The sequence below is a fragment of the Pantoea sp. Mb-10 genome (assembly GCF_021272205.1).
Classification (GTDB): Bacteria; Pseudomonadota; Gammaproteobacteria; order Enterobacterales; family Enterobacteriaceae; genus Pantoea.
The window spans coordinates 1-13,904 of the sequence record NZ_JAJSDX010000002.1; the positions used below are offsets into that span (position 1 = coordinate 1).

The 13,904-nt window shown below is 56.3% G+C and carries 11 protein-coding genes and 1 rRNA gene; 3 read left to right on the forward strand and 9 right to left on the reverse strand.

Going from position 1 to position 13,904, the window contains the following annotated elements; all coding sequences use genetic code 11:
* Nucleotides 1-5 precede the first annotated feature (5 nt).
* Nucleotides 6-121: ribosomal RNA gene (gene rrf / locus LU196_RS03330) — 5S ribosomal RNA — on the forward strand.
* Nucleotides 122-485: 364 nt separating this feature from the next.
* Nucleotides 486-1,790: an MFS family transporter gene (locus LU196_RS03335; protein ID WP_232760962.1), complete on the forward strand. Its 1,305-nt coding sequence runs from the start codon at nt 486-488 to the stop codon at nt 1,788-1,790.
* Here the strand turns inward: LU196_RS03335 and LU196_RS03340 are convergent, their stop codons facing one another.
* The 5 genes from LU196_RS03340 to trxC all read right to left on the reverse strand — a co-directional run bounded on the left by LU196_RS03340 (nt 1,791) and on the right by trxC (nt 7,531).
* Nucleotides 1,791-2,111, reverse strand: coding sequence for a YfiM family lipoprotein (locus LU196_RS03340; RefSeq protein ID WP_232760961.1), 321 nt, complete (start codon nt 2,109-2,111; stop codon nt 1,791-1,793).
* A 3-nt stretch (nt 2,112-2,114) separates the two neighbouring features.
* Entirely contained in the window at nt 2,115-3,470 is a 1,356-nt protein-coding gene (gene pssA / locus LU196_RS03345; protein ID WP_232760960.1) for a CDP-diacylglycerol--serine O-phosphatidyltransferase, read from the reverse strand.
* Nucleotides 3,471-3,598: 128 nt separating this feature from the next.
* On the reverse strand, nt 3,599-6,244 hold the full coding sequence (locus LU196_RS03350; protein WP_232760959.1) for a bifunctional acetate--CoA ligase family protein/GNAT family N-acetyltransferase: 2,646 nt from the start codon (nt 6,242-6,244) through the stop codon (nt 3,599-3,601).
* An 86-nt stretch (nt 6,245-6,330) separates the two neighbouring features.
* Nucleotides 6,331-7,035, reverse strand: coding sequence for a tRNA-uridine aminocarboxypropyltransferase (locus LU196_RS03355; protein WP_232760958.1), 705 nt, complete (start codon nt 7,033-7,035; stop codon nt 6,331-6,333).
* A gap of 76 nt (nt 7,036-7,111) precedes the next feature.
* Entirely contained in the window at nt 7,112-7,531 is a 420-nt protein-coding gene (gene trxC, locus LU196_RS03360) for a thioredoxin TrxC (RefSeq protein ID WP_232760957.1), read from the reverse strand.
* A 155-nt stretch (nt 7,532-7,686) separates the two neighbouring features.
* Between trxC and LU196_RS03365 the strand changes: the two genes are divergently transcribed.
* Nucleotides 7,687-8,790, forward strand: a complete 1,104-nt coding sequence (locus LU196_RS03365) for a tRNA/rRNA methyltransferase (RefSeq protein WP_232760956.1) — start codon at nt 7,687-7,689, stop codon at nt 8,788-8,790.
* 37 nt (nt 8,791-8,827) lie between these two features.
* Here LU196_RS03365 and emrB read toward each other — a convergent pair whose 3' ends face one another.
* From emrB to LU196_RS03385, 4 genes are all read right to left on the reverse strand, one after another.
* Entirely contained in the window at nt 8,828-10,363 is a 1,536-nt protein-coding gene (emrB, locus tag LU196_RS03370; RefSeq protein WP_232760955.1) for a multidrug efflux MFS transporter permease subunit EmrB, read from the reverse strand.
* A gap of 17 nt (nt 10,364-10,380) precedes the next feature.
* Nucleotides 10,381-11,553 (reverse strand): multidrug efflux MFS transporter periplasmic adaptor subunit EmrA, encoded by a 1,173-nt coding sequence (emrA, locus tag LU196_RS03375; protein WP_232760954.1) that lies wholly within the window; start codon nt 11,551-11,553, stop codon nt 10,381-10,383.
* 149 nt (nt 11,554-11,702) lie between these two features.
* Nucleotides 11,703-12,233 carry a transcriptional repressor MprA gene (gene mprA, locus LU196_RS03380; protein WP_232760953.1) on the reverse strand — a complete coding sequence of 177 codons (531 nt, stop codon included), beginning with the start codon at nt 12,231-12,233 and terminating at the stop codon, nt 11,703-11,705.
* Between the two features lie 308 nt (nt 12,234-12,541).
* Complete coding sequence (locus tag LU196_RS03385) at nt 12,542-13,732, reverse strand: MFS transporter (RefSeq protein ID WP_232760952.1); 1,191 nt, start codon at nt 13,730-13,732, stop codon at nt 12,542-12,544.
* Between the last annotated feature and the right edge of the window lie 172 nt (nt 13,733-13,904).

Below are 13,904 nucleotides of genomic sequence, written 5' to 3' on the forward strand. Positions count from 1 at the left end.
ATTTGCCTGGCGGCTGTAGCGCGGTGGTCCCACCTGACCCCATGCCGAACTCAGAAGTGAAACGCCGTAGCGCCGATGGTAGTGTGGGGTCTCCCCATGCGAGAGTAGGGAACTGCCAGGCATCAAACAGAAGAGCCCTGAACGACCGTTCAGGGCTTTTTTACGTCTGCAGAACATGACGTGCATGCGAAAATCGCCCGCCTGCCCGGCCGATCCGATCGCTGCCGCGCCCGCACAGGCGAATGACTTCACCCGCTGTGATCTCTGCGACCGCTTAACGCCGTCTTTTCCTTCGCACAATCCTGCCGCTGTGCCTGTCCTCCTGCGCTTGTCCCAAGCTCGCTGACGTTGAGCGTGAGGTCCATACGCAGAAAGTCCTCATCAGTCACATTTTGCAAACTCAACGCAAAGAGAGGTAACGAAACTGGTCTACAACTGCTTTACTGAACCCTCACGCGTCTACTTTATCGCAAGGAATCAGTGAAATGGCATCTCCATTACCTCACAACGCTGCGTCAGCACATGCTGCAGTAAGCAATAAACAACGCATCTGGGCAATCGTAGGAGCTTCTTCAGGCAACCTGGTCGAATGGTTTGATTTCTACGTCTACTCGTTTTTCTCCCTCTATTTTGCACATGTGTTTTTCCCTAGCGGTGACACGACAACGCAGCTGCTGCAAACGGCAGGGGTTTTTGCCGCCGGATTTTTGATGCGGCCCATTGGCGGCTGGCTGTTTGGCTATATTGCCGATCGCTACGGACGCAAACGATCCATGTTGATATCGGTATGCATGATGTGCTTGGGATCTTTGGTGATCGCCTGCTTACCTGGCTATGCGACAATTGGCATTGCCGCACCCGTTATTCTGCTATTGGCGAGAATGTTCCAGGGATTGTCCGTGGGAGGGGAGTACGGCACCAGTGCCACTTATATGAGTGAAGTCGCGCTGGAAGGGCGTAAGGGTTTCTATGCCTCTTTCCAGTACGTCACGCTCATTGGTGGACAATTAATGGCGGTGCTCACCGTCGTGGTCTTGCAGCAGATCCTCAATGACGATGAACTGCGGAGTTGGGGATGGCGCATACCTTTTTTCATTGGCGCCGCGCTGGCCGTGGTTGCGCTGTGGTTACGCCGTTCACTGAATGAAACGTCCGACAAAAAGCACCGCGAGCATCGCGACGCCGGCAGCATCTTTGGATTGCTACGCAACCATTCTCGCGCTTTTTTAATGGTGCTGGGATTTACCGCTGGCGGCTCGCTGAGCTTTTATACCTTTACGACGTATATGCAAAAATATCTCGTGAATACCGCGGGTATGGATGCCCGCACAGCCAGTGCTGTGATGACCGGCGCGCTACTGGTGTTTATGGTTATTCAGCCCATCATTGGCGCCCTGTCAGATAAAATCGGCCGACGTGCCTCAATGATGATCTTTGGTGCCGGTGCGGCAATCTGTACCGTACCGGTGCTGATGCTGCTGCAAAACGTGCAAAGCAGCGGCTTAGCGTTTGTATTGGTGATGCTGTCGCTGATCATCACCAGTTTTTATACGGCCATCAGCGGCATTCTGAAAGCTGAGATGTTTCCGCCGGAAGTGCGTGCGCTCGGCGTGGGGCTGTCTTATGCGGTGGCCAACGCCATCTTCGGTGGATCGGCGGAATACGTGGCACTGTGGATGAAAAAAGAGGGCATGGAAAGCAGCTTCTTCTGGTACGTGTCGGCAATGGGCGCGTTAGCGTTTCTGGTGTCGCTCATGCTGCACCGTAAAGGGAAGGGTATTGCACTGTGATCAGTGACTCAGGTTCCATAAGGCGATTCCGCTGGCGGCACCTGCAATGTCCCAGCTAAGATCTTTCCAGCTCCAGCCGCTTCCTGCGGAGCGGCTGTCATACAACTCTTTTCCCGCGCCAAAACTCAGCGAAAAAAGAAAGCCAAAGCGCAGGTTCTGCGCGCGAGACTGATGCTGATGTTGAGATATTTCACTGCCCGCTGCGGCGAGCAGTGCGGAAGAGAAGTAGTGTTCGGCTTTGTCTCTGCCGGTCCAGTTATCCTGAGCCACATGCGCGCATCCGCTGCAGCACAAACACACGCAGAGGATGAGCGCACGCATGCACTAAAGCAGACGGCTGATCAGCCGATCGATGCGGATACGACGCAACCGGCGGATAAGTTTACGGATTTTGGCGGGATAGTCAGAAATGCTCTCCAGGTCATGGAAATGCGTGACAACGGTGGTGTGTTCACGAATTAACGCCAGCTCTTTTTCGCGCTGCTGTGCCAGTTCGTTATGAGGATCATGAATCAGCACCGCATTTTCGAGATCCAGCCGCCACGCGCGCGGATTCAAGTTATTGCCGGTGATCAACATCCACTCTTCATCCACCCACATGCCCTTGAGGTGATAGCTGTTCTCGCCATCCTTCCACAAGCGCACCGTAAGCTGGCCATTATCAACGTAATACTGCAGGCGACTCAGAAAACGGCGTAGGTTGATCTCATACAGATACGGCAGTGCCCCGATGATTTTAAACGGCTGCTCAGGTGGGATATAAAAGTCGTTAGCGGTTTTGTCGCCCACGATAATTTCCACCTCTTTGCCCTGACGCAACAGCTGAATAAGATTGCGCACCAGGATGGCAGGCAAATTGAAATAAGGCGTACACAGCACCAGCTTGCGTTCTGCACAGGGCATCAAATGAAAAATGGTCTTGTTCAGCAGGCTGCGTTTACCCAAGCCGACCAGCGGCGTGACCGCTAATGCGTCATTATCCGCATTGCCAGTGAACTGGTAATGAAAACTCCGCAGCTCCTGGCGGAACTGGCGCGTCTCATTTTTGATTTCAGGGCTGGAAGGGCGCTCTGTTTTGTCGAGGCGATTAACCGCATCGGACTGCTTGAGGTTTTCGCCTATCCAGTCGTACATGGTGTCCGCCAACTGCGGATTGCGAATCAGCTGATAGCGATCATAGCGATACTTATCATGTTGATGCAGGTAAACATCATTCAGACTTGCGCCGCTGTAGAGCAGCGTATCATCAATGATGAAACCTTTTAGATGCAGCACGCCCAGTGCTTCACGTGTGTTAACGGGAATACCGTAAACCGGGATCGCGATATCAGGATGGGCGGACGCCATTTCGCAATACCAGTCCGCATTTGTCACGCCACGCGCAGCGCCAATACGCCCACGCTGAGCGCGATGCCAGTCCACCAAAATGCTGATATCCAACTCAGGGCGTGCCTGCCGTGCGGCATACAACGCCTGCATAATCGTGCGACCGCCGTCATCATTCTCAAGATAAAGCGCGGTGATGCAGATGCGCTTTTCTGCGGCGGCGATTTTCGTTAACAGGGTTTCACGAAACTCAGCGGGCGAATAGAGCGTGGTCACATCCAGCGCGGACTGTGCCAGTTTAGGTAGCTGTGCGAGGTGTTGTTGGTGTTTATTACGTTTAAGTTTAGACAACATCACAGTGCACTTCTTCTCTGTTTGTTATGTGGCCTTTAGCCATCAAATCATGGCCCTAACGTTAAATAATAACATCAACCGGCCGTCTAAGGAGGATTTTTACTGTTCTCTACAGGCCAACATCAACGTCACGCCAAAGGCAAATGTAAACTGACAATGCCGTCGTCCAACTGTACATCCACATGGAAATGAAGCTTTCGCGCCAGGGTAATCATGCCAGTATTGTGTGGCATGGTAATGCCGTTGAGCTGTTGCAGCCCGTGATCGCGGGTGTAACGAATCATTTTTTCCAGTAGACGGCGGCCCATCCCCAGGCCTTTAAGGTCGGAGCGCACCAGCACCGAGAACTCCGCATCGGTGTTATCTGCATCGGAGATGGCCCGCGTGACGCCAATGATCTCCTCGTGGCCCTGCTGCTGGCGTACCGCCACGATGGCCATTTCGCGGTCGTAGTCAATCTGCGTCATGTTCGCCAGGTCATCATGGGTAAACTCGTTGATCTCACTAAAATAACGGTAGTAGAGATCTTCTTTAGTGACCCGGGCAATGAACGCCCGCAGCAGCGGTTCATCTTCCGGCAGAATCGGGCGGAACAAACAGTGCTGGCCATCTTTGAGCGTAACCTGCTCCTCAAGATGATGCGGATAAGGGCGAATAGCCAGCCGCGCCTCGCTGTCGCCTGAAAAAGGCGCCAGCTGCAGCGTAACATCCAGCAGCGTAAATTCGTTAGCCGAGGCCAGCAGAGGATGGATATCCAGACGCTGTATTTCCGGACAATCAATCACGAGATTAGAAACCTGCACCAGCAGCTGGCTCAATCCAGTAATATCTAAGGGATGGAGCGCGCTACGGCTGCGGATTTTGCCGCTTTTCATGGCCTGAATGACCAAATAGCGCGCCAGCGTCATGTTCAACGGCGGCAGTGCGACCGCCGCTTGTTTATCAGGCTGCCACTCCACACCGCCTTCACCCAGCATAATGATCGGGCCAAACAGCGGATCGATTTCAACCACCACGCGCAGCTCTTGCGCTCCAGCACGATTAGCCATGCTTTGCACCAGCAAGCCAGCAATATGCGCCTGAGGGTGCGTGTCGCGTACGCGCTCAAGCATCGCGTCGGCCGCTTGCGCCACTTCCGCAGCGCTGCGTAAATAGAGCATCACGCCCTGCACTTCGGATTTATGCGGGATGTCGGGCGAGCGCAGCTTAAGCGCCACCGGATAGCCGATACGGTCAGCGATAGCGACGGCTGTGCTGCTGTCGCTGGCAATCCAGGTCGGCAGCGTGGCTAACCCGTAAGCCTGCAATACCGGCTGCACTTCGTGCGTATCCAGCGTGGTCACGCCTTCATTCACGGCCTGTTGCAGGCGTTGATGCGCCTGCGCGCTATTTTGCGCAATATGCGGCGGCAACGAGGGCGTCTCACGCAGCTGCTTTTGGTTACGACGATACTCAACCTGGTGCATGAACGCGGTCACGGTGCCTTCCGGCGTGCGCCAGGTGGGAATGCCGGCTTGGGTAAAGGCCCGACGTGCAGCTTGGGAGGAATATTCCCCACACCAATTGGTCAGCAGCGTAACGTGTTTGCCGCGCGGGTGAGCGTGAAGGGCGGCGATAATGCGCTCGGCGGTTTCGCTCGGCGGCGACACCGCGCTGGGCGCATGAATGATCATCAGCGCATCCAGCGCGTGGCTATCAAGCAGAATATTGATGCAGGCGACATAGCGCTCAGGCGTAGCGTCATCTTTCAAATCAAGAGGATTACCGCGACCGATCCCTTCTGGCAGCTGTGACGCCAGCGCCTGCAGCGTGTCGTCATCCAATGTCGCCAGCTTGCCGCTGCGCGCGTAGAGCTCATCGAGCGCGAGCGCGGCGGGTGCCGCACCGTTACTGATAATCATCAGCCGTTCGCCGCGCAGTGGGCGCATGTGGCTGAGCGACTCTACAGCAGAAAACAGCTCGTGGGTATCCTGCACGCGCAGCAGGCCCGCGCGCTGGATGGCCGCATCCCACGCGGCATCAAGGCCGCTGTGGCTGCCGAGCATCGCCTGCGCTTGATGACTGCGTCCGCTTTTGATCACCAAAATCGGTTTATTGCGTGACGCGCTGCGCGAAGCGGAAACAAAGCGTCGCGCATCGCTGAGGTGTTCAAGGTAGAGCAGGATAGCGCTGGTTTTACCGTCGCGGGCGAGAAAATCCAGCAAATCGTCCACGTCGATATCCAGGCTATCTCCCAGCGCAATAAACCAAGAAAAGCCGAGATTGCGCTGCTGTGCCCAGTCAAGAATGGTATTAGAGACCGCGGCAGATTGCGAAATAAACGCAATGCGTCCCTTGGCGATCGGCACGGGTGAAAAGCTGGCATTTAAGCCCTGCCACGGTGCCAGTAAGCCTAAGCTGTTAGGGCCAAGGAGACGAATACCCCAGCGGCTGGCGCAGGTTTTAAGCGCCACCCACTGGCTGGAGGGCGCCGACAGGATAATACATGATTTACACCCCTTTTCGCCGAGCTGTTCAAGCAGGACGAGGTTGCGTTTGGCGTGTGTGCAGATAATGGCGAGATCGGGGGCAAAAGGCAGGCTGGCAATATCGGGCCAGGCGAGTACGCCGCTGACGGCTTTATACTTTGGCGTGACCGGCAGCACCGGTCCGCTGAATCCTCCCGCCAGCAGATTGCGCATCATAAAGTACCCGGCGCGCCCCTCTTTGATTGACGCCCCGATAACCGCAATCGATTTAGGCCGTAACAGCGCTTCCAGACCGCGTTGGCTCATTTTGCACTCCTGAAATCCAGACTGACGTGAGTGTAAACGGTTTTGCGTGCCTTGCCGATGCGTGGCCTTTAAGTTGCGATCCCGCTTCAGAAATCGTCAGGGCAGGGGGCGCCTTTGCGGTGGACAGCATGGTGAGGTTTACCGGCCAGGTAAGCCTGACGGAAGCGTTCAAAGTGCTGCTGCAAGGCACTGCCAGCAGCCTGGTCACCCGCCTGTTTCAGCAGCGCGGCCGCGACTTCGGCAGTACAGTGCTGGCCCTCGCCGTGTGCTTCTCGCAGGGTGTAACGCGACGGCGTAGCAACCGTCAGTGACATCACCGGGAACGTATCAAGCCACGGGCTTTTACGAAACATCTTGCGCGCTTCGGTCCAGGTGCCATCCAGCATGATAAACAGCGGCGGTTTTCCCTCCCGCGGCGGCGCAGTCATGATTTCGCGCCCGCTATCGGCATAAGAACCGGGGAAAACGACCAGCGGTTGAACCTCCTGAGATCGCACGGCTGCCAGCATGGCGGCATCCGGTTCGGTGCGCGACCAGCCAAAGGCAAGCGTGTCCGGCAAAATATCCGCGATAAGGCGGCCGGTGTTGCTGGGTTTCATCGGTTCGGTATCGAACATCACCAGACAGAAACGACTGCGTGCGGGGGTGGGCTGCAGCGAGGCGCAGAGGCAGTTTGTTTGCGGGAGCAGACAGCGCTGACAGCGTAAAACGCGATTGCCGCGCGCCAAAAACGGACGGGTAGCACGGGCTAAACGTTGCGCACGCAGGCGCAGAACGGCATTTTCTAACATAGCTTCACAGGTAGGAAAAACGCCAGTGTAATAGATGAAGGAAAGCAAGGCCAGCGGGGGGCTGGCCTGGATGGGATCACAGGGATTCGTCAAGCCATTCATTGAACGGCGCTTTGGGCATTGCGCCGTTAAGCATGTCGACGATTTCGCCGTTTTTGAACAGCATGATGGTTGGAATGCTGCGAATGCGAAACCGCGAGCTGAGCGCCGATTCGGCTTCTGTATTCACTTTTACAAAGCGCACTTGGCCACGGCGATCCTCGGCAACCTCTTTAAACACCGGCGCGAAGTTCACGCACGGGCCGCACCAGGGCGCCCAAAAATCCACTACCACCGGCAGATCATCCTGCAAAAGCTTGTCGAACGTTTCCGCTGTGGCGTTGACAATCTCGCCATCAAAGAGCGCGTCGCCGCAGCGTCCGCACTTGGCACCTTCGAGCACGCGCGCTTCAGGCACGCGGTTTGTTGCCTGACAGGAGGCACATACAGTATTCATCGTCACCTCAGACCGGACCTATAAAATTGTGATTACGGGCCATTATGAAAAGGTTGGCTGCTATCCTCAATTTGGATTACCCAATAGGTTCAATAGTTGATAGCTTAGCGCCGATACATCATGTAATCTTCGCGCTCTGAAAGCTGGAGGAACAGATGAACGACGAATTGAAAGGCAAAAGCGGCAAGGTAAAAGTGATGTATGTACGTGACGAGGAGACGGGTCAAAAAGCCAATCCTCGCACCGGCAAAGGCGGCCGTCCTGCTGCGCGCCAGGAAGAGAGTCGTCGTTCTGGTGGTTCCCGCAGCGCACGGAATAATGAAGAGAGCGGTCGCGGTCGCTCAGCGCGTGACGAGGCAGACCGTTCGCGCGGTTCACGTAATAATGAAGGGCGCGAACGCCGTCAGGACGATCGCGAATTCAGCGATAACCCCTGGCGCACCGTTTCTCGCCCGCCGGTTGTGAATGACGCGCCTGCCGAAGAAGGGACCACCGGCAAGCCGGTTATCGATCCTGAGCAGATCCGCCGTCAGCGACAGGAAGAGACGCGCGTTTATGGCGAAAATGCCTGTCAGGCGCTGTTCCTGAGCCGTCCAGAAAGTATTGTTCGCGCCTGGTTTGTGCAGAGCGTCACGCCACGCTTCCGCGAAACCCTGCGCTGGCTGGCGGCGAATCGCAAAGCCTATCACGTGGTTGACGATGCGGAACTGACAAAAGCTTCGGGTACTGAACACCACGGCGGCGTCTGCTTCATTATCAAAAAACGCATGGGTATGCCGGTATCAGCGTGGCTGAAACAGGCAAAAGCCAAAGATTGCGTACTGGCGCTGGAAGACGTCAGCAATCCGCACAATCTTGGTGGGATCATGCGCAGCTGCGCGCACTTTGGTGTGAAAGGTTTGCTGGTGAATGATGCGTCTCTGCTGGAGTCTGGCGCGGCCGTGCGCACTGCCGAAGGCGGTGCCGAGCACGTTCAGGCGATCAGCGGCGAAAGCTTCGCTGACGGGCTGGAAGCCTTCCGCAAAGCGGGCTACACCATTGTGACCACCTCCAGCCATGCGGGGACGCCGCTGGCGCAAGCCGAGCTGCCAGCAAAAATGGTGCTGGTGCTGGGCCAGGAGCGCGAAGGGCTGTCTGACAGCGCCTTCCAGCAGGGCGATATCAGCCTGTCGATTGGCGGCACGGGGCACGTTGAGAGCCTGAATGTCTCGGTGGCAACCGGGATCTTGCTTGCCGAGTGGTGGCGACAGAACGCATAAAAAAACGGGCCGAAAGGCCCGTTTTTTTTGCTCAGTATCAGTGCGCGCCACCGGCGCCACCCCCCGCGCCAAACGGCGGCCTGGCAAACCATACCAGCACCAGCAAAATCACAAATACTCCAGCGGACGCCCAGAAAATCTCGTTCGCCGAAATGATCAGACCTTGATTAGTGATCTGCTGCGCAATGTAGGCGGAAGCCTGCTGCTGACTCATTCCCAAACTCTGCAACTGATCGTACATCTGCTGTGAATTGGGATTGTAAGGATTCACTGACTCCGTCAAATAGCTGTGGTGCATGGATTCGCGATCGGTCCACAGGGTGGTGGTAATGGACGTCCCGATCGATCCGGCCAGCGTACGCACAAAGTTCGACAGGCTGGACGCCGCCGCCAGACGCTCCGGCGGCAGCCCCGAGAGTGTAATGGTGGTCAGCGGCATAAAGAAACACGCCACCGCGAAGCCCTGAATAAACTGCGGCCACGCGGAAGCACCAAAATCCATGCCCGGCTCAAAGGTGTAAGCACGCCAGTAGAAACAGACCGCATACATAATAAAGCTGAACGTCACCAGGCGACGCATATCCAGCTTGTGCGCGAAGCGGCCAATGATCGGCGACAGGATCACCGGAATAATCCCCACTGGCGCGGACGCCAGCCCGGCCCAGGTGGCCGTGTAGCCGTACACCTCCTGCAGCAGCTGAGGCAGCAGCACAATCGAACCGAAGTAGAGCATATAGGCGAGGCTGATTGACAGACAGCCGATGGTGAAGTTGCGCTTTTTAAACAGCGACAGATCCACAATCGGGTCATCGTCCGTCAGCTCCCACACCAGCAGCACGGTGAGCGCGATCACCGCCACCACGGCGAGCACGATAATCTCAGTGGAGCTGAACCAATCCAGCTCTTTACCGCGATCCAGCATCACCTGCAGCGCGCCCACGCCGACCACCAGCAAGACCAGACCGACAATGTCGATCGGACGGATGGCGGTAGGGGTTTCGCGTCCGCGCAGGGTTTGCAGCGTGAGCAGCACCACCACGGCACCAATCGGTACGTTGATAAAGAAGATCCAACCCCAGTGATAGTTATCGCTGATCCAGCCGCCCAAAATCGGGCCGCAGATCGGCGCCACAATCACCGTCATTGCCCACAGCGAGAGCGCGATGCTGCGCTTTGCCGGAGGGTAGTTGTTGAGCAGCAGGCTTTGCGACAGCGGGATCAGCGGCCCGGCCACCACGCCCTGAATGATGCGGAAGAAAATCAGCATCTCCAGGCTTTCGGACATGCCGCACGCCCAGGACGCCAGCACGAACAGCACCGTTGCCCAGGTAAACAGCTTTACTTCACCGATGCGCTTTGCCAGCCAGCCGGTAATCGGGATGGAGATGGCATTCGCCACCCCAAACGAGGTGATCACCCACGTGCCCTGTGAGTTCGACGCACCAAGATTACCGGCAATGGTGGGGATCGCCACGTTCGCGATGGTGGAGTCCAGGACCTGCATAAACGTCGCCAGTGACAGGGCGATGGTCATCAGGACTAACGGCGCACCTTCAAGCGGTTTTTGTGCCATTACACTCTCCCGCGCCGTCAATCGGCGTTAGCACGGACGATGTCAGCGATCAGTTGATTGACCGGCGCGAGATCGATAGCCAACGCGTTGCTTTCATAGGCGGCCTGCGTGCGCACACTGCTTGCCAGCGCGGCGCCGTCTTTATTTTGCGTGTCGATTTTCACCAGCGTGGAAAGACCAATACGCAGCGGATGCTCGGCCACCTCTTTTGGGTCCAGCTCAATACGCACCGGCAGACGCTGAACCACTTTGATCCAGTTGCCGGTGGCGTTCTGCGCAGGCAGCAGCGAGAAGGCGCTGCCGGTGCCCATATCCAGGCCGACGACCTTGCCGTGATACTCAATGTCATCGCCGTAGATATCGCTCACCACCGTGGCAGCCTGACCAATGCGCACGCCGGAGAGCTGCGTCTCTTTGAAATTGGCATCCACCCACAGATTGGTGGCGGGCACCACGGCCAGCAGCGGCGTGCTGGTGGAAATCTGTGACCCCACCTGGACGCTACGACGTGAAACATAGCCATCCATCGGGCTGCGAATATCGGTGCGCTGCAGCGCCAGCCAGGCGTCGCGCAGTTCGGCCGCGCTCTGTTTCACCGCCGGCTGGTTTTCCAGGGAGGTATTGAGGATCATCGCCTGGTTGGCGTTGTACTGTTGTACCGCCACATCCAGCTGCGCTTTGGCCGTGGCGACGGCGTCGCGCGCGTGCTGCAGCTCTTCGCGACCAATCAGATTAGAGGCGCCCAGCGGTTCACGCCGCTTGAGATCTGACTCCGCCTGATCGAGCGCGGTTTGCTGCAGTGTTATCGTGGCCTGATACTGCTTGCTGTTGATCATCATTTGATGCGTTTGACGTACGCTGGTGGCCAGCGCCGTTTGCGCTTTTTCAAACGCTTGTTCCGCATCGGTCTTATCCAGCGACACCAACACGTCGCCTTTCTTCACGCGATCGGTATCGTCAAACCACACTTTGTTCACGCTGCCGGACACCTGGGCCATCACCTGCACCTGGTTACCCGCCACGTAAGCATCATCCGTTTCCTGATAATGGCGCAGCACTAAATACCAGTAGGCCAACCAAGCCAGACCCGCGATGACAAACACCACCGCCAGCACGATCAGGATACCTTTGCGCTTTCTCTTTTTATTGCCTGGCTGTTGCGGGCTTTGCGCCTCTGCTGTCGCACTCATTTTGTTCTCCACGTTTGCCATTAAGTCAGGAGGAGTCGGTCCATCGACACGATTTCCCGAGCAGAAAAAACCAGCGCTTAAGGCGCTGGCTGGGTAAAGGTGGATTAAAATAGCGATTTCGAAAGGTGATTGTGTCGCACTTCTTGCTATTAACGCGACAGGGAGGCGATAACCTGATCTTCATCCATTTTATCAAGGCGGTTTAGCAATTTACGTGTGATGGCTTCCAGCTGATCCTGCTCGGTGCTGGTGAGTGACGACCACAGATACTGCAGGCTCTGATGCTGAGGTGGCAGCAGCTGACGTAAAAATTCATTACCTTTTTCTGTCAGGTGCAGATGCAGGCAGCGACGGTCATTGTGGCTTTCACGACGCTCAATCCAGCCGCGTTTTTCCAGCTCATCGGCAATGCGCGTGGCATTGGTGCGCGATGAACCTAGCGCAGAGCTGAGTTCGGAGGGCTGAATACTCTGGTTTTCCTGCGCGTCGAGCGTAATCAGCGCCATGAATAAGGTCTCGTTAATTCCCTGCGCCTTCAACATCTTGTTGCGATTGTCCAGCAGCTTTCCCTGCATATGCATGCAAAGACGAGTCAAAATAATTTCCTGCAGCGGAAAATCTTTATGGCGGTTAGCACGGATGTTTAGCATCTGTTCAATGGGAGTAAACGAACTTTCCATTCAAAAAAACCTCTTAGTTGCATCAAATATAATCATGATAGTAACAGATAAATCACGGTCATGTTTTCAGTGAGTGATTATTCATCAGTCATCCGCTAATCGTCAGACCAGACAGATTTATGTAACCTGTCCTACGCTGTGCCACGCCGCGCTTTCAGGTAAAGTTCGCGGCGGTATAAATCAGAAAAGCGAAACATTTTATAGAGAAATTATTTCGCTAGTTAAAATAACGATGGTTGATAAGTATACAGCTAACCTTATCAAACTCACGTCGTCTTGAACAGAGTGGAACGCAATTTGCGCGAAAATTAACTGTGTTTATGCACAGGCTCTGCGTGCGCGTTGCGCCACCATATCAGCAGATTAAGGCTGGTGGCCAACGCGCCTGCGGCGCAAACGCCGTACCAGCCAAAATGGTTGAAGGCATTCGCAGAGAGCAGTGACCCCAGCGCGCCGCCAATAAAGTAGCTGGTCATGTATCCCGCCGTCAGGCGATTACGCGCTTCGGGTTGATTGCGATAAATCACGCTCTGATTGGTGATGTGGACGCCTTGTACGGCGAGATCCAGCAGCAGAATGCCGGCAATCAGCGCCAGCAGATGCTGTGCGCCATACGCCGTTAATCCCCACGAACCAAGCATGATCAACAGGCCCAGGCTGGTGGTGAGCTTTGCTTTACCGCGATCGGCTAAGCCCCCGGCCTGACGCGCCGCCAGCGCACCGGCTGCCCCCACCAGACCGAGCAGGCCAATCTCACCCTCATTAAAGTTATACGGCGGCGCAGCCAGCAAAAACGCCATCGATGTCCAAAGCATGCTGAAGTTCGCGAAACTCAGGCAGCCGGTCAGCGCGCGCGTTTGCAATACGCGGTTGGCTGCGTACAGGCTGAAAATGGAGCGAAGCAGCTGCGGATAGTTCAGCGGCACCGCCTGCTTATAGCGGGGCAGATAGCGCCACAGCGCCAGCGCCATCAGGATCATCAGCGCACTGGCCGTCCAATACACCCTGCGCCAGCCGCCCAGCTGGGCCAGCGCTCCGGCGGCAGTTCGCGCCAGCAAAATCCCCAGCAGCAGACCGCTCATGACGGTGCCCACCACTTTGCCGCGCTTCTCTGGTGCGGCCAGCGTAGCCGCCAGCGGCACCAAAATCTGCGCCACCACGGAGAAGAGCCCGGTCACTACCGTCCCCAGTAGCATCAGCGGCAGCGAGGTGGAGAGGGCGGTGATTGCCAGGCCGCCGGCAGCCAGGAGACTCATCGAAACAATCAGGCCACGCCGCTCAAGCATGTCGCCCAGCGGCACCAGCAGGAGCAGCCCGCAGGCATACCCCAGCTGCGCCGTGGTGACAATAAATCCCGCCAGGCTAACGGAGAGGTGAAATTGCTGCGCGATGGTGTCCAGCAGTGGCTGAACGTAATAATTGCAGGCAACGGCCAGCCCGGTTGCCACGGACATCAGGGCAACCAGCGCAGGGCTCAATCCCTGTTGCGGTGTCGTCATAGCGAGAAGGGCACGGAAATAATCATATGTGGGTAATAGTAACCCAAAAAATTATTTCAATGGTGTGTTAATTAACAGGACGTACCAGTGCGCTATAGCGCACGTTCCGCTTATTGCGCAGGTGTCGTAAGCCGTGGAGAACAGCCGAACGACGAGAAACCCTCGCCGCTCG